Annotated in this window: 12 protein-coding genes; 9 read left to right on the forward strand and 3 right to left on the reverse strand. The window is 61.4% G+C overall.

The annotated features are described in order from the left end of the window. The first annotated feature begins 49 nt into the window (after positions 1-49). Complete coding sequence (locus BM110_RS15840) at positions 50-322, forward strand: DUF1652 domain-containing protein (RefSeq protein WP_071489650.1); 273 nt, start codon at positions 50-52, stop codon at positions 320-322. Here the strand turns inward: BM110_RS15840 and BM110_RS15845 are convergent. Both BM110_RS15845 and BM110_RS15850 read right to left on the reverse strand, forming a co-directional pair. Next, the gene (locus BM110_RS15845; protein WP_092249726.1) at positions 285-1478 is read right to left on the reverse strand and encodes an MFS transporter; all 1194 of its coding nucleotides are present in this window, start codon (positions 1476-1478) and stop codon (positions 285-287) included. The two genes, BM110_RS15840 and BM110_RS15845, sit on opposite strands and share 38 nt — an antisense overlap. Before the next feature lie 77 nt (positions 1479-1555). Then, entirely contained in the window at positions 1556-1864 is a 309-nt protein-coding gene (locus tag BM110_RS15850) for an RcnB family protein (RefSeq protein ID WP_092249723.1), read from the reverse strand. Positions 1865-1957: 93 nt separating this feature from the next. On the opposite strand from BM110_RS15850, the gene BM110_RS15855 reads away from it, so the two are divergent. The 4 genes from BM110_RS15855 (at position 1958) to BM110_RS15870 (ending at position 9411) form a co-directional block, all read left to right on the forward strand. Next, a complete protein-coding gene (locus BM110_RS15855) occupies positions 1958-6292 on the forward strand; it encodes a dermonecrotic toxin domain-containing protein (RefSeq protein WP_139220338.1) in 4335 nt (1444 codons plus the stop codon). A gap of 85 nt (positions 6293-6377) precedes the next feature. Next, positions 6378-6935: a helix-turn-helix domain-containing protein gene (locus tag BM110_RS15860; protein WP_093127236.1), complete on the forward strand. Its 558-nt coding sequence runs from the start codon at positions 6378-6380 to the stop codon at positions 6933-6935. A gap of 11 nt (positions 6936-6946) precedes the next feature. Further along, positions 6947-8293, forward strand: coding sequence for a glutamine synthetase family protein (locus BM110_RS15865; RefSeq protein WP_093513794.1), 1347 nt, complete (start codon positions 6947-6949; stop codon positions 8291-8293). A gap of 20 nt (positions 8294-8313) precedes the next feature. After that, positions 8314-9411, forward strand: coding sequence for a DNA alkylation repair protein (locus BM110_RS15870; RefSeq protein WP_092249711.1), 1098 nt, complete (start codon positions 8314-8316; stop codon positions 9409-9411). A gap of 37 nt (positions 9412-9448) precedes the next feature. On the opposite strand, the gene BM110_RS15875 is transcribed toward BM110_RS15870, so the two are convergent. Further along, complete coding sequence (locus BM110_RS15875) at positions 9449-10342, reverse strand: LysR family transcriptional regulator (RefSeq protein ID WP_093127226.1); 894 nt, start codon at positions 10340-10342, stop codon at positions 9449-9451. 130 nt (positions 10343-10472) lie between these two features. Here BM110_RS15875 and BM110_RS15880 point away from each other — a divergent pair, with 130 nt between their 5' ends. The 4 genes from BM110_RS15880 (at position 10473) to BM110_RS15895 (ending at position 16497) form a co-directional block, all read left to right on the forward strand. Further along, positions 10473-12119, forward strand: a complete 1647-nt coding sequence (locus tag BM110_RS15880) for a GMC family oxidoreductase (RefSeq protein ID WP_093513795.1) — start codon at positions 10473-10475, stop codon at positions 12117-12119. Positions 12120-12184: 65 nt separating this feature from the next. Then, positions 12185-13807 (forward strand): MFS transporter, encoded by a 1623-nt coding sequence (locus BM110_RS15885; RefSeq protein ID WP_093513796.1) that lies wholly within the window; start codon positions 12185-12187, stop codon positions 13805-13807. A gap of 168 nt (positions 13808-13975) precedes the next feature. Beyond that, entirely contained in the window at positions 13976-15925 is a 1950-nt protein-coding gene (locus BM110_RS15890; RefSeq protein ID WP_093513797.1) for a DNA topoisomerase III, read from the forward strand. 131 nt (positions 15926-16056) lie between these two features. Beyond that, positions 16057-16497, forward strand: coding sequence for a CBS domain-containing protein (locus BM110_RS15895; protein ID WP_071489660.1), 441 nt, complete (start codon positions 16057-16059; stop codon positions 16495-16497). Positions 16498-16571: the final 74 nt, after the last annotated feature.

Consider the following 16571-nt stretch of genomic DNA (forward strand, 5'->3'; position numbering starts at 1 on the left):
CTAGTCAATAACCTTCAAGGTATCAAACTGAATGCCTGAAGGAACCCGCATGTTTACCCTCTCTCAACTGCGAAACTGCATCGAAGAAGGCCTGTCGCCGCTGACGTGCGAGTTCACCCTGTGCCGGGATGCGTCCCTGACCCTCAAGGTCTATGACGCCGAAACCGGCCGGGTCGACCTGGTCGTCACCGGGATCAGCACCAACCGCCTGCAGACCCCGCAAGAAGTGGAAAAGATGGTGGAAGAGCTGCGTTACGAACTGCAGAGCAACACCATGGGCAAGCTCACGCTGGATGACTTGCCTTCAACGACGCCCCAATAAAGTAGAACACCCCGCCCCCGACGATAAACGCTCCCAGCATCCAGAACATGTAATGGGCCGGCAGGCTGGCCAGCACCAGCCCGCACAACACCGGCCCCAGCGCGGCGCCCAGGTTGGACAGGTTCTGTGCCCCGTAGTACATGCCGCGCAAGTGGTCCGGAGCGATCCGGTCGATGAACATGTACTCGGCCGGGAACACAATGATCTCCCCCACGGTGAACACCGCCATCGCCAGCACCCACCACAGTACGCTGGTGGACAGCGCAAACCCGATGATCCCCAGCATGAACATGCCCAGGCCCGCGACCAGCCACTGGCCGAGGTAACGGTGCGATATACGCCGCCCGATCAGGTATTGCAGGGCAATCACCAACACCGCGTTGGTGGTCAGCACGGCGCTGACCACGGTGTAGGTGTATTCGGCGGTGGTGGTGGTCACCAGGTATTGCGACAGCCACGCGGTGAACTGGCCGAACACCACGGCACTGAGTACACCGCCGAGAGTGAAGCACACGAGACGATGATCCCTTAAAAGTACTCGCCCGACGGCAAGGAATGGCACCGGCTTTTGCGTGGCATCAACGGTGGCCAGGGTACGGTCGCCCCAGCGCCAATACAGCAGGAAAAACCCTACCCCCAACAGCGCCGAAAGGATAAACGGCACGCTGATATCCAGCTTGGCCAGCACCGCCCCGAAAGCGGGCCCAACCGCATAACCGATGTTGGTCAGGGTGTACTTGATGGAAAACACTTCGCTGCGGGCGTCTTCGGGCAACAGGCTGGCAAAACCGGCCTTGACCGCGATATCGATCACCGCATAAGCCAGGTTGATCAGGATCAGGCAGCTGTAGAACGCCCAGATGTTCTGGGCCAGAACAGTACCGACAAAGCCCAGCACAAATAGCACGCTGAAGGTCAGCAACAACCGATAACTGTTGATACGGTCGACCAGGAAACCGCCATACACACTGAGCAGCGAGCCGACGATCAACGAACTGCCGATCACCAGGCCAACCTGGGTGATGTCGAGGGAAAAATGGTGGGTGAGGTAGATCACCAGGTAGGGAAACGTGATTGCCTTGGCCAGCGTGAGCAGCAATGTGGCGGACAGCAACAGGTTAACAGTGCGGGGGTAGTTTCTTATTGTCGCAAGCATCCTGCTCTCTTTCCTTGAAGGTAACACGGCCGTTTCAGCCGGCTACCTTAACTCAGGAACAGGGCACAAATGCAAGGTCATTTCTTGACAGGGGTGATCTCGAGAATGGTGCCGTTGGTGGTTTTGAGCAGCACGAACTTATCGCCTACCCGCGCCCACTGGCTGTCTTCTTCAGGCTGTTTGAGACCGCGCTTTTTCCAGTCGCTGACGGCCGACTCCTTGCGCATCAGGATATCCGGGGCACGGTCACCTTCTTTCAAGTCACGGGTATTGATGTTCGAAGGTTGTACGGTTTCCTGTGGGGTGTCACCGGCCTGCACGATAAAGCTGGCGGTGGACAGGCTGGTGGCGACCAGCAGGCAGGCAGCGAGGGATCTGGATTTCATGGGTGCTCCTTCAATGATGGGGGCTTACCAGGCTGGGACCGCTGCGCCACGCAAACATTCCGTCGCCGCGACAGACGCCTCCCAGGTGCCGCCTTGACGTGTTACCTGAGTAGCGCACGGCGTGCCCGCGCCAGCACCACCATGGCCGCTCACCTTTCTTTGCAGGTAATTGCCATGGGATACAGCAACGCCCTATCCAGCCCGATGCTCACCACTTTGCACACACGCGACAGCCGCCGGAAAACGCGCCTGACCGAAAAAATCCAGACGCTGAATGCCCAAATCAACGAGCAGTTCCAACGACAACCCACCTTCCGCAGCTTTGTGCAGGACGCGTTCAATCAATCGTTCAACACACTGGCCACGCCCCTCGACCTGACCAAGACATTCCTCAGGATCGACCCCGCGCCCACAGCTCATGGAGCAAACACGACCACCACCGCACGGCAGGACGCATCCACCCCGTTACTACCCACCCTCATGGATGCGGTCGTGGAACGCCTGGTCACCCGACAGGCCGCCCACTATGCCGGGCAACCGACCCATTTCCACCTGACCAGCGACGGCCGTGACGACGGTGCCGTACAGGGTCTTACCCCGCAAGCATTCGACCGTTTTCTCGACACCTTCACCAGCACCCTGGCCGTGGGCTTCAAGACCTATGTGGAGCACTTCTGGAATGCCCCCATCGGCCCCCACGATACGCGGACCTGCAAGCAATGGCTGGCCGAGAAACGCCTGGACGTAATGAGGGCCGAAGCGGAACTGTTGAAGCTTGATGGCGTGCTCGATGTAGCGAGCGAGTTGCTGCTCCTGCGCGTCATGGGCTACCCGGATGCCGCATCCCGTCGTGCCTTGAACGGCTATCGTCCCTGTGCCTACGGGCTGGCGATCAAGGACAAATTGTCCCGGGATATCCCGCTGTATGGCGCATTCGTGCTCACGGCCCGTGACCAGGACGATGACCAGGTACACCGCGCGGGTGAGGAGCCGCCACCGCAGGTGCGTGACATCACACCTCAGGCCAATGTCGGCAGCGTCTTGCTGTTTCTGCCGAACAGCGGCTTCGAAGCCTTCGATTCGCTGGCAAGCCTCGATCGCGAATTGCATCGTCGACTCAACGACCCCCAAGCGTTCACCGATATTCTGGGCCTGATGGGCGAAAACGACCGGGCGAGCGGCCTGGCGTTTCATCAACAACAGATCGCCAGCGGTCAATTTCGCTACATCGAGCGGCTGGAATCGATCTTCCTCTATAGCCAGGACTCACTGCATGAACGGACGCAAGCGGACTTCACCTGGATGGTCGCTCACTACCAGCGTCAGGCCGCAACGCTGGATGCCTGGCTCTTGCCGGCAAGTCTCGACAGGGTGACCGATTTCACCCGCGCATTCGACGTCGGTGGGGTATTGATAGCCCGGCACACCAAGAAACTGCGGCGCCAACTCCAGCAGTTTCTCAAGGAAGCAAGCCGTGACGACCAGCAGACCTGGGCGCATGCGGTGAAGGACTACACCGATGAATTACAAGGCCTGACCGTGTCGGAAGGGCTGCCTTCGTTGTCCCAATTCAGTGATCCCTCCGTATTGCTGTCCTACAGCAATGAACAACTGCGCCAGCGACTTATCGACGACCACAGCCTGGCGGTCGACCCCGACACCCTCATCATCCACACCAAAACCTATGCGCTTCGGCCTACCGGCAGTTATGTGCCCGGCGGCAAGCCGCATCCATCTGAGCCAGGCACGCCGGTCTACACGCAGCGCGCACTCAGCCTGACGGAGTTGGCGCTTGAAAACGTCGAATGGCTGGATCTCAACTTCACCCACTTTTCGCGGCTGACGGACACCGAACAGAAACCTTACTCCGCCTTGACGATGCAGCAAATCAAAGACCTGGTGCGCAGCGTCAACATTGGCAACAGCTACGAGCAATTCCTGAAAAAGCGCCTGATCAGTTCCGACGAAGCGCAAGCCGAGCAAGATCGTTACGTCCGGTGCATGGCCCTGCAACTGCGGGTGGACGCCATCGAAGCGAAAATCGCCGGTGACTTCCTGCCGGACCGCCTGGACCGCGGCTACAAGTGGGTGATGAGCGCCCTCGCCGGGCCTGTCGATGACGACAAGCGCCCTACCGTCGAAGAACACCGGATCATGGTCAGCCGCCTGAAGCTGCGCGGTGAACGCGTTCGTGGCGTCCTGGTGTTTTCCACTGCGACGCAGAGTGTCGCGTCACTAGTGGTGTATACCCCTGGTGCCGCCAATGGGCGGTTGTTTCACGAGTACGCCGACGCATCGGCCATGCACCGCGACTTCATCAATCATGCGGCGTGGCGTGACTACTTGACCGCCCGCGTAGAACTCAGCGCACGCCCGCGTATCCAGCGCCTGCTCAAAGGCGGCGCCAACGAGACAGTGATCGCCTTGAGCCGCATCGCCGATCATTTTCTTGAAGAGGCCTACCAGGCAGAAGCGTCGGCGGTGATCAATGACGCGAATGCACAGTCGACCAGCACCCAGGAGACCAATCTCGAGAGCGCGACGACCGTCCTCACCGCGGCCCTGGACTTCGCGACCCTGTTTTTCCCGGTGAAGGTGATGTTGCCTGTCGGTCTGTCCAGAAGTCTGCTGTCGATCATCAATGCCGTGGAAGCCGCACAGCTCGGCGACCGTGCGGCCGCCGCTGGGTACGTCGTGCGTGCCTTGGGTGAGATGGTCGGGGCCGTGCTGGATGGCGTCATGGGGGCTGCGCGCGTCACGCCCACAGGTACTGCCATAGGTCGCGGCCGTGCGATCAACCCAATGCTGGCATTAAGGAAGAAGCCGGAAGGCATCTCCCCCCTGGCGGGCTGGGCGGGTCAGCAGATTTACGTGCAAGACACTGTGACGCCGGGCACCTATGAGGCGCCCCGGCATTTTCTGCTGGAGAACAAGCGTTGGTATTCGATCCGCCGGGATAACGATGCGCAAGTCTGGCGGCTGAGGGACCCACGGCGGGCGCCCAGCGCTTATAAAGGCGACCCGCTTTACCGCACCGCACAAGGTGTGTGGGAAATACGCTCTCCGTACCTGGGCTTGCGCGGTGGAAACTCTTACCCGACCCAGCCCGAAAGAGCCTTGATAGACCTCTTCCCGCATTTGGATCAGCAGCAGGCCCGACGGGTATTCGAGTCATTCGATTTTCCCGTGAACCGCGTGCTGGAACATCAAATGCAAACGGTGCTGCACCTCAGGCTGGCGCCAGACCAGCTCGATACAAGCTTCACCTACCTGCGCATTTCCCAGGAGCGCTTCTGGGCACGTTTGAGAGGCACAGACCTGCCGGGCTCACACGCGGCCGGCACAATCGACCCCGCGCCCGGCCCGCACCGGCCGCCCGCGCCGCCCACGGTCACCCAACGCCCGGCCGCCGAGCGCTTCCTGGAGTGGGGGCAAGCCTTTGAACACCAGGCAATGACCGCCGTACCGGGACGCCCGGGCATCTGGCGGCGGAGCAACGCCACCCCCAGCCAGGCGTTACGGGACTACATCAAGATCGGCGAGCATTACTACGCGATTCTGCCCGGCGATACCGTCGTCGCCGTACAAGGCGCCAAGACCGTCATTACACCGACAAACCGACCGCACTCGACGTTCGCGCAGTTCGAAGATGTCCTCGCGAATGCCAACCTGGAACAACCCAGAGTCGTGGAATACAACGCCCAACTGGATAACTGGCTCGTGGTGCCCCAAGTACCCTTTCCCCGCCCCCTTACCCGGCATATGAGCCAGATGTTCCCTCTTTTCACCCCGCACACGCTGGGGCAACTGAGCCAGCGCCTGTTCGACCGGGCCAACCCATTGGGGTTGAACGCGAATGGCTTCGCTCACTTGATCAAGAACGTGCATGACTGGAGGGCCTGGACGAAGGGCGTTGGTGCGGCACTGACTGAGCAAAGCGCGGTGTTGGCGAGCGACCCGCTGGCGCTGATGCCCACGTTGTCCAGGGGACTGAGCCCGTTCGAATGGTCATTGGACGTTTCCAATCAATTCGAACTGATACGGTTCAACACCGAGGGCCTGCGACCCACCTTGATGGCCAACCTGCTGGAACGCACTACCAACACCAACACCAAGATGCTGATGAAAGAGCTGCTGGTGGGCAGTCACTATGAAGTCTTCGACTCTGCGTTCAACACCGAGCTGGTCTTCCGTCGACCCGGCCAACCGACCGTGTATTGGATGACGCTGCGCAACACGGACGCCCGGGTCCTTTCATCGCGCAAATACAACCCTGAGGTTCCCACTTCCGCCAACCTGCGCAAACAGCAGGCGCCGATGAGCGATATGCTTGTCCAGGCACGCAACACAGGCAACCTGCAGCTGCTGATCGGTGGTGTGCAACGCAGCGGCCAGGCGCAGGTATCACCTTTCATCTTCCGACCCTGAGCACCGCGAGTGGATGGAGACAAAGCGGCTTGTCTGCGTGAAATAATTCCTGTAATTTTTCATGAAATTATTTGAAATTAATTTCATGACGCCTCAAGAAGAACTTGCAACCCTTGCCGCGCTGATCCATGACCTGCGCAAGCACAAGAAGCTCACCCTCGCCCAACTCGCACAGAAAATCGAGCGTTCGGTGGGCTTCCTGTCCCAGGTCGAGCGCGGCCTGTCACGCCCGACCGTGGCCGACTTGACCGCCATCAGCCACGCCCTCGGGGTACCTACCACGTACTTCTACAGCCAGCCCAGACCCAAGGCCGTGGACTGGATCACCCGCCCGAACGAGCGGCGCACGGTGTATTACGCCAACGGCATCACCGACATCCTCGTTTCGCCAAGCATGAACGGCGCCTTCTCGATGCTCGACAGCCTGCTGGCCCCCGGTGCCAACAGCGGTGAACAGACCATGAGCGACCGCGCCGAACAAGCCGGGTTTGTGCTGGAGGGCGAGTTGACGTTGTGGGTGGAAGGTGAAGCCGGCTCAGTCACCCTCGGTCCTGGCGACAGCTTTCACCTGGCCAGCTTCGCTCACTGCCGTTACGCCAACCTCACCGATCTGCCCGCCCGCGTGTTGTGGGTTTACAACTAGGAGCAACACCCGTGAAAAGCCATGCCACCACGTTACTGGCCGAAGTACGGACCTTTCGCCAGAACTATCCGGACGTGCGTTATGTCGACCTGATCGCCCTGGACATTCCCGGGCACTTCTACGGCAAGCGCTACCCTATCGAGATGCTGGAGAAAGTCGCCGCCGGCAGCCCGTTGAAGCTGCCACAGAACGCCGTGTTGCTGGGGGTTCAGGGCGGATTGTTCAAGATTGGCGACTACTGCTTCAACGACGGCGACCCGGATGCCAACCGCCGCCTGGTGCCGGGCACGCTCAAGCCGGTGAGCTGGGAGTCGCAGCCGCTGGGCCAGATGCTGATCACCTCGGACGGCACCGAGGCGCCCATCGAGTTCGAACCGCGCGAAGTGCTGGCCAAGGTGCTGGAACGCCTGCAACACAAGGGCATTCACCCGGTGGTGGCGTTTGAACTGGAGTTCTACCTGTTCGACAAGAAACTCGACAACGGCCTGCCGCAATTTGCCCGCGACCCGCTGAGCGATGATGCCGACGACCAGCCCAACCTGCATATCGAACGGCTGTCGCGCTTCAGCGAAGTACTGGATGACATGGCGCAAACCGCCAAGGACCAGGGCATCGATATCACCGTGATCACCGCCGAGATCGGCCCCGGCCAGTTCGAAATCAACTTCGGCCACCTCGACGATGGGATGCGCGCTGCCGACTGGGCCGCCCTGTTCTGCCGCAGTACCCGTGGCGTGGCATTGAAACACGGCTACCGCGCCAGCTTCATGGCCAAGCCCTACCTGCAATTCCCCGGCAGTGGCATGCACGTGCATGTCAGCCTCTATGATGGCGCGGGTAACAATTTGCTGGCGGCACACCAGCAGCAACCACTGCGTCATGCCGTGGCCGGCTGCCTGGAATTGCTGCCGCACTGCATGCCGATCTTCTCACCCAACCACAATGCCTTCCGCCGCCTGGGCGGTACGGTCAACGCCGCCACCCGCGCCAGCTGGGGCTTTGAAGACCGCGACGCGTGCGTGCGCATCCCCGAATCCGACCCGCGCAACCTGCGTATCGAACATCGCCTGGCCAGTGCCGACGCCAACCCGTACCTGGTGCTGGCGGCGATCCTAGTCGGCCTGGAACACGGTCTTGAAGCCAGGCGCGAACCCATCGCCCCGCTGAATGAAGACCGCAGCAGCGGCAGCGACTTCCCCCTGGAAATGCTCGACGCCGTGCGTGCCATGCAGCATCACGCGGTATTGCGCGATAAGCTGGGCGCCGAATTTGTCGACGTGTACTGCGAAAACAAGCGTCAGGATCACTTGGCCTTCCAGCAAGAGATCAATGCGCGGGAATATCGCTGGTTTCTTTAATATCACTCACGGAATCATCGATGACCGACCAAAGCGCCCCGGCCCTCAAGGAAATCTTCAACGTCGAACGCCTGCAACACATCGCCAGCGAGATGACGGCGGTGTACCCGGCGTTCGACGCCAAGGGGTTCCTCAAGCACGCCAAGGCCGGGCTGGCCGAATTGTCGGTGATGCAGCGCATGGCGCGGGTCAGCGAGAGCCTGCATGCGGTGATCCCGCTGGATTACCCGCAAACGCTGAAGCTGCTCTACGCCCTGGCCCCGCGCCTGAACAGTTCGTTTGTCAGCCTGTTCCTGCCGCACTTCGTGGCGAGCTACGGGCGGGATGATTTCAAGCGTTCAATGGCCGCGCTCAAGTACTTCACGACGTTTGGCTCCGCCGAATTCGCGATCCGCCATTTTCTACTGCACGACTTCCCGCGCACGTTGGCGGTGATGCACGAATGGTCGCTGGATACCAACGAACACGTGCGCCGCCTGGCCAGCGAAGGTTCGCGGCCGCGCTTGCCCTGGTCGTTCCGCCTGGCCGAAGTACAGGCCAACCCCGAACTGTGTGCGTCGATCCTCGACAACCTCAAGGCAGACACCAGCCTGTACGTGCGCAAGTCGGTGGCCAACCACCTCAACGACATCACCAAGGACCACCCGGAGTGGGTGCTCAGCCTGATCGAAGGTTGGAATCTGGATAACCCTCACACCGCCTGGATCGCCCGCCACGCGCTGCGCAGCCTGATCAAGCAAGGGAACACGCGTGCGCTGACGATCATGGGGGCCGGGGCCAGAGCCGACGTGAAGATCCACCATCTGCAAGTGACGCCGGCGGTGATCAACCTGGGAGAGCGGATCAATCTGTCCTTCACCCTGGAATCCACCGCCACAGCCCCACAGAAGCTGGTGGTGGACTACGCCATCGACTATGTGAAAAGCGCCGGCCACAGTGCAAACAAGGTATTCAAACTCAAGGCGTTCAGCCTGGGTGCCGGGGAACAGCAGCACATTCGGCGCGAACAGCACATTCGCGACATGACAACCCGCAAGCATTACCCTGGGCGGCATGTGGTGCATGTGTGGGTGAATGGGGAAAGGCTGGGCAGTGCCGAGTTTGAGTTGCGTGCCTGACGGGGTTCAATGACTCCACGGTATCGATCCGGTTTCTTCAGTTGGCTTCGCCCAGCAACAAGCCTTGCTCACGCGCGCACAACTCCACCACGTAATCCCACAACACCCGCAGCCGCACTGACTTGTGCAATTCCCGGCGCGAGCTGATCCAGTAGCTGCGCTGGATCCCCTCCCCCGGCAGCAACGGCACCAGGTCCGGGTCGCCGGCGGCCATGAAGCACGGTAATACCGCAATCCCCAAACCGGAGCGCGCCGCCTGATGCTGGGCGATCACGCTGGTGCTGTGGAACACCACCTTGGGGTTGCGGCAGAAGCTGCTGAGGAATTTGAGTTCCTGGCTGAACAGCAGGTCGTCGACATAATCGATCCAGGCGTGTGCCGCAAGGTCTTCGCGCTTTTCAATCGGCGGGTTGCGCGCCAGGTAGGCGCGGCTGGCATAGAGGGCCAGGCGGTAGTCAGTAAGTTTGCGCGTGACCAGTTGATCGACGCTCGGCCGCTCGAGGTGGATGCTGATTTCCGCTTCGCGGTTGAGGATGCTGACAAAGCGCGGCACCGCCACCAGCTCCACTTCCAACCCGGGGTAGCGCTCGAACAGCCCGCCCATGCGGCTGGCCAGGAACATCACGCCCAGGCCTTCGGCCACACCCAGGCGGATCTTGCCCAGGGGCGCGGCAGCATGAGTCAGCTCGTCTTCGGCCAGCAGTGCGACGTTTTCCATGGCCTCGGCATGTTTTAGCAGGGCCTCGCCGGCGGGGGTCAGTTCGTAGCCCTGGGCATGCTGCACGAATAGCGCGGTGCCGAGACTTTTCTCGATCGCCTCGATATGCCGGGCCACAGTGGCATGGGTGGTTTTCAGGCGTTGCGCGGCGGTGAGCAAGCGACCGCTGCGCTGCAACTCGAGAAAGTACCGCAGGTCATTCCAGTCGAACATGACGCCTCCATTGCCTATCCCTGGGCTACGCTGTTTAAAAACGCACAGCAGCTGGGTAAAAACTAACATTTTTAAGACGAAAACTAACAACTAGGATGGGGCCAATAAGAAAAACAAGCGAGACCTTCAGATGCCCATTGCAACTGCTGAATACGATTATATCGTCGTAGGCGCCGGCCCAGCGGGCTGCCTGCTGGCCAATCGACTGTCCGCCAACCCCGCCCACCGCGTGCTGCTGCTCGAAGCCGGTGGCCGCGACAATTACCCCTGGATCCATATCCCCGTCGGCTACCTGTTCTGCATCGGCAACCCACGCACCGACTGGTGCTTCAAGACCGAAGCCCAGGAAGGCCTGCAAGGCCGTGCGCTGAGTTATCCACGGGGCAAGGTGCTGGGCGGCTGCTCCTCCATCAACGGCATGATCTACATGCGTGGCCAGGCCCAGGACTACGACGGCTGGGCGGCCGCAGGTAATGAAGGTTGGGCGTGGAAGGACGTGCTGCCGCTGTTCAAGCAGAGCGAAAACCACTTTGCCGGCGGCTCGGAATTTCACAGCGACGGCGGTGAATGGCGGGTCGAGCAGCAGCGTCTGCACTGGCCGATCCTCGATGCATTCCGCGATGCGGCGGCGCAGAGCGGCATCGCCAACATCAACGATTTCAACCAGGGCGATAACGAAGGCTGCGGCTACTTCCAGGTCAACCAGAAGGCTGGCGTTCGCTGGAATGCGGCCAAGGCGTTTCTCAAGCCGGTACGCCAGCGCCCCAACCTCACCGTGCTGACCGAAGTGGAAGTGGACCGCGTGCTCCTGGAAAACGGCCGTGCCTGCCAAGTGGTCGGGCGTCAACAGGGCCAACAAGTGAGCTGGAAAGCGCGCCAGGAGATTGTGCTGTGCGCCGGTGCAGTGGGTTCGCCGGGCATCCTGCAACGGTCAGGGATCGGTCCCGCCAACGTGCTGGAGCCACTGGGCATCGAAGTGCTGCATGAACTGCCCGGCGTCGGCGGCAACCTCCAGGACCACCTGCAACTGCGGCTGATCTACAAACTGGAAAACGCCCGCACCCTCAACCAGATCGCCGGCACCCTGTGGGGCAAGATGGGCATGGGCCTGCGCTACCTCTACGACCGCAGCGGCCCGCTGTCGATGGCGCCCAGTCAACTGGGTGCGTTTGCGCGCTCGGGTCCGGAACAGACCTCGGCCAACCTGGAATACCACGTGCAGCCGCTGTCCCTGGAGCGTTTCGGCGAACCGTTGCACGGGTTCCCGGCGTTTACCGCTTCGGTCTGCGACTTGCGTCCGCAGAGCCGGGGCCGTATCGACATCCGCTCGGCCAACCCGGCGGACGCACCGCTGATCCGCCCCAACTACCTCAGCCATCCGGAAGACCTGCGCGTGGCCGCCGATGCGATCCGCCTGACGCGCCGCATCGTCGCCGCACCGGCCCTGAGCCAGTTCAAACCGGTGGAGTATCTGCCGGGCGATTCGCTGCAGACCGAAGCGCAATTGCACGAAGCCGCCGCACGCATCGGAACGACGATCTTCCACCCGGTCGGCACCTGCCGCATGGGCAACGATAAAGACGCAGTGGTCGACGCCCAACTGCGGGTGCACGGCGTGCCCGGCTTGCGCATCGCCGACGCTTCGATCATGCCGCGCATCACCTCTGGCAATACCTGTTCACCCACGCTGATGATCGCGGAGAAGGCCGCGCAGCTGATCCTTTCGCCGAATACAAGGAGTCTCGCCCCGGAGAAAGAACTGGTTCATGCAATCTGAATAGCGGCGCCGAACCTGGCGCCGACAGTGGAACAACAATAAATAATCACTGTGAGGGCTACCCGATGTCAGAACATGCTCAAACCCTGGGCTCGCCGGTCGACGCGAGCACCAGCAACGACTCAAAGAAAGTCATCTTCGCCTCGTCCCTGGGGACGGTGTTCGAGTGGTATGACTTTTTCCTCTACGGCGCCCTGGCGGCGGTGATCAGCAAGCAGTTCTTCGCCGGGGTCAACGACACCACGGCATTCATCTTTGCCCTGATGGCCTTTGCGGCCGGCTTTGTAGTGCGGCCCTTCGGTGCGCTGGTGTTTGGACGGTTGGGCGACATGATCGGGCGCAAGTACACCTTTTTGGTCACCATCATTCTGATGGGCGTGGCGACCTTCTGTGTCGGGTTGCTGCCAACCTACGCCAGCATCGGCATCGCAGCGCCGATCATCCTGATCGTACTGCGCATGCTGCAGGGCCTGGCGCTGGGCGGCGAATACGGCGGCGCCGCAACCTACGTGGCCGAGCACGCACCGGCCGGCAAGCGCGGCTTCCATACCAGCTGGATTCAATCCACGGCGACCATCGGCCTGCTGCTGTCGCTGCTGGTGGTGCTGGCCTGCCGTTACTTCACCGGTGACCAGTTCGAAGTCTGGGGCTGGCGCATTCCGTTCCTGTTCTCCATCGTGCTGCTGGGCATTTCCACCTGGATCCGCATGAGCCTGCACGAATCGCCCGCGTTCCTGAAAATGAAAGAGGAAGGCAAGGCCAGCAAGGCGCCGATCCGTGAGTCCTTCGGCAAATGGGAAAACCTCAAGGTGGTGCTGATCGCGCTGTTCAGCATCAACGGCGGGCAAGCGGTGACCTTCTACGCGGCGCAGTTCTACGTGCTGTTCTTCCTCACGCAGTTCCTGAAGATGGACCCGGCCCTGGCCAACATGCTGTTGATCATCAGCGTGGTGATCGGTGCACCGTTCTTTATCTTCTTCGGCTGGCTGTCGGACAAGATCGGGCGCAAGCCGGTGCTGATGCTCGGCCTGCTGCTGGCCACCGTGCTGTATTTCCCGATCTTCAAGAGCCTGGCGCACTACACCAACCCGGCGATGGACCAGGCCAGCACCCAGGCGCCGATCACCGTGATGGCCGACCCGGCCACCTGCACCTTCCAGTTCGACCCGGTGGGCAAGGCGAAATTTGACAGCCCGTGCGACAAGGTCAAGACCTTCCTGGTCAAGCAAGGCCTGCCCTACAGCAGCGTCGCCGCCCCCGCCGGCAGCCCCGTGCAAGTGAGCGTGGGCGAAGTGCGTATCGACGGTTTTGACGAAAAAGCCCTGCGTGGCGCGGTGACCCTGGCCGGCTATCCGTCTTCGGCGGACGTGGCCCAGGTCAACAAGACCATGGTGGTGGTGCTGATCGTGGCGCTGATCCTGATTGCCGCGATGTGCTACGGCCCGCTGGCAGCGCTGATGGTGGAGCTATTCCCGACGCGTATCCGCTACACTTCGATGTCCCTGCCCTACCACATCGGTAACGGCTGGTTTGGCGGGTTCCTGCCGACCGTATCGTTTGCCCTGGTGGTGTACACCGGCGATATCTTCTACGGCCTGTGGTACCCGGTGGTGGTGACCGGGGTGAGTTTGATCGTGGGGATGGTCTGCCTTAAAGAGACCCGTCACGTGGATATCGATAACAACTGACCCGATCTCCTGAGCACAGAAGATCCGCTGTGGGAGGGGGCAAGCCCCCTCCCACATTTGCCTTCAGGCGCCTACACATAAATTGCTGTACATCCATACAGATAATGGTTGATCAATGCGCGCTGACTGAGCATCCTGCACAGCATCAACCCGATCTGTGTGACGACCATGCGCCTGTACCTCTGTGAAAAACCCTCCCAGGCCAAGGACATTGCGGCCGTGCTCGGCGCCAGCCGCCGTGGCGATGGGTGCTGGCTGGGCAATGGGGTCACGGTCACCTGGTGCATCGGCCACCTGCTGGAAACCGCCCCGCCGGATGCCTACGACGAAAAGTACAAGCGCTGGGTACTGGCCGACCTGCCCATCGTCCCGGAAAAATGGAAGATGCGCGTCAAGCCCAAGACCGCCAGCCAGTTCAAGGCGGTCAAGCGCCTGCTGGGGGAAGCCCAGGAGCTGGTGATCGCCACCGACGCCGACCGTGAAGGCGAGATGATCGCCCGCGAGCTGGTGGAGCATTGCCGTTATCGCGGGCCGATCCAGCGGTTGTGGCTATCCGCGCTGGATGATGCCTCGATCCGCAAGGCCCTGGCGGCGCTCAAGCCGGGCGCCGAGACGTTCAGCCTGTATCACTCGGCCCTGGGCCGCTCCCGCGCCGACTGGCTGATCGGCATGAACATGAGCCGCCTGTTTACCTTGCTCGGGCGCCAATCCGGGTATCAAGGCGTGCTGCCCGTAGGTCGGGTGCAGACGCCAACCCTGCGCCTGGTGGTGGACCGCGACCGCAGCATCGCCGACTTTGTGCCAGTGGCTTACTGGGCCATCGATGTCGACCTGCGCCACGGGGGCATGACCTTCACCGCCCAATGGCGCGCGGCCGAGGACGCCTGTGACGACCAGGGCCGCTGCCTCAACCCGCAGTTGGCGCGGGACGCGGCCGACGCCATGACCAACGCCGCCACCGCCCGGCTGGTGAAACTGCGCACCGAGCGCATGCGTGAAGTGGCGCCCCTGCCCTTCGACCTGGGCACCCTGCAGGAAATCTGCTCCAGGAAGCTCGGCCTTGGCGCCCAGGAAACCCTGGATATCGCCCAGTCGTTGTATGAAACCCATAAAGTCATCACCTACCCGCGCAGTGACTGCGGCTATCTACCGATGAGCCAGCACCCCGACGCGCCCAGGATCCTGGCTGCGTTGGCACGTGCGGATACCGCAGTGAACGAGCTGATGCCGCATATCGATGCCCAGCGACGCTCGCGGGCGTGGAACGATGCCAAGGTCAGCGCCCACCACGGCATCATCCCTACCGGCGCGGGCAAGGATGTGGGACAACTCACCGGCAAGCATCGTGCGGTGTATACCCTGATCCGCGCACGCTACCTGGCGCAGTTCCTGCCCAACCATGAGTACGATCGCACCCAGGCGGATTTCGACTGTGCGAATCAGGCGTTGCGTGCAGTGGGTAAAGTAGTGATCGAACCGGGCTGGAAACGCGCCCTGCCCGAAGCCCTGGCGCCAGCCAAGGGACGTGAAGCGCCGGCTCCGCAAGCCCTGCCGCCATTGGTACAGGGCCAGGATTATGGGGTGGCCAAGGTCAACCTCAAGGACCTGTGGACCCAACCGCCCAAACCCTTTACCGAAGGTGACCTGATCAAGGCGATGAAAAACGTCGCCAATTTGGTGGAAGACCCGCTGCTCAAGCAAAAGCTCAAGGACACCACCGGCATCGGCACCGAGGCCACCCGCGCCGGCATCATACAGGGGCTGTTGGACCGTGGTTACCTGGTGAAGAACGGCAAGGCGCTATCAGCTACACCCGCGGCATTCAGCCTGATCGACGCCGTGCCCCGGGCCATCGCCGACCCAGGCACCACCGCCATCTGGGAGCAGGCCCTGGACATGGTGCAAAGCGGCGAAATGAGCCTGGAAGACTTCGTCGCCAAGCAGGCGGCCTGGATGAGCAAGCAGGTCGCCCGTTGCAATGGCATGCGCATGACCATCACCGGTCCCGCCAGCCCGGCAGGCCGAGGTGCCACGCCATGGAAAAAGAAACGCAAGAGCACGCCACGCAAGACGACGGCCAGTCCCAAGCGGGCCAAAAAACCGACAAATGCCGGCTAAACACCAAAAAAAACCGGCGAATGACGTTTTTCGACGGGTTTGGCGCCGCTTTGGACCTTGCAGCGCGGTGGCCGGTCTAGGATTCTGTAGTGGGACCCTGACTAACCAACAACAACACCGGAGTGGCCGCCATGAAGACCGTTGCAGAAGTGCTCAAAGCCAAGGACCAGAAAAACCAGGAAGTGCATGTCATCAAACACGACCACACCGTGTTTGAAGCCTTGGTGCGGATGTCGGAGAAAAACGTCGGGGCCTTGCCGGTGGTCCAGGATGACGTAGTGGTCGGGATCATCAGCGAGCGTGATTACGCCCGCAAAATCATGCTCAAGGGGCTGTCGTCGGTCACCACCAAGGTCCATGAAGTGATGAGCTCCCCGGTGATCACCGTCGACACCCATAAAAAGGTCGATGAGTGTATGAACATCATGACCGACAGTCACCTGCGCCACCTGCCCGTGGTCGAAGACGGCAAGCTGTTGGGGCTGCTGTCCATCGGCGACCTGGTCAAGGAAGCCATCGCCGACCAGGCTGACCTGATCAAACAGCTGGAGCAGTACATCCGCGGCGAGTAGAGACCGCGAAGGCGTGTGCCGCAACGAGGCGGCACACGCGGTATACATACCGAAAGCTCCGTGGTTGCGTTTTA

The organism is Pseudomonas sp. NFPP28 (assembly GCF_900115535.1).
Classification (GTDB): Bacteria; Pseudomonadota; Gammaproteobacteria; order Pseudomonadales; family Pseudomonadaceae; genus Aquipseudomonas; species Aquipseudomonas extremorientalis.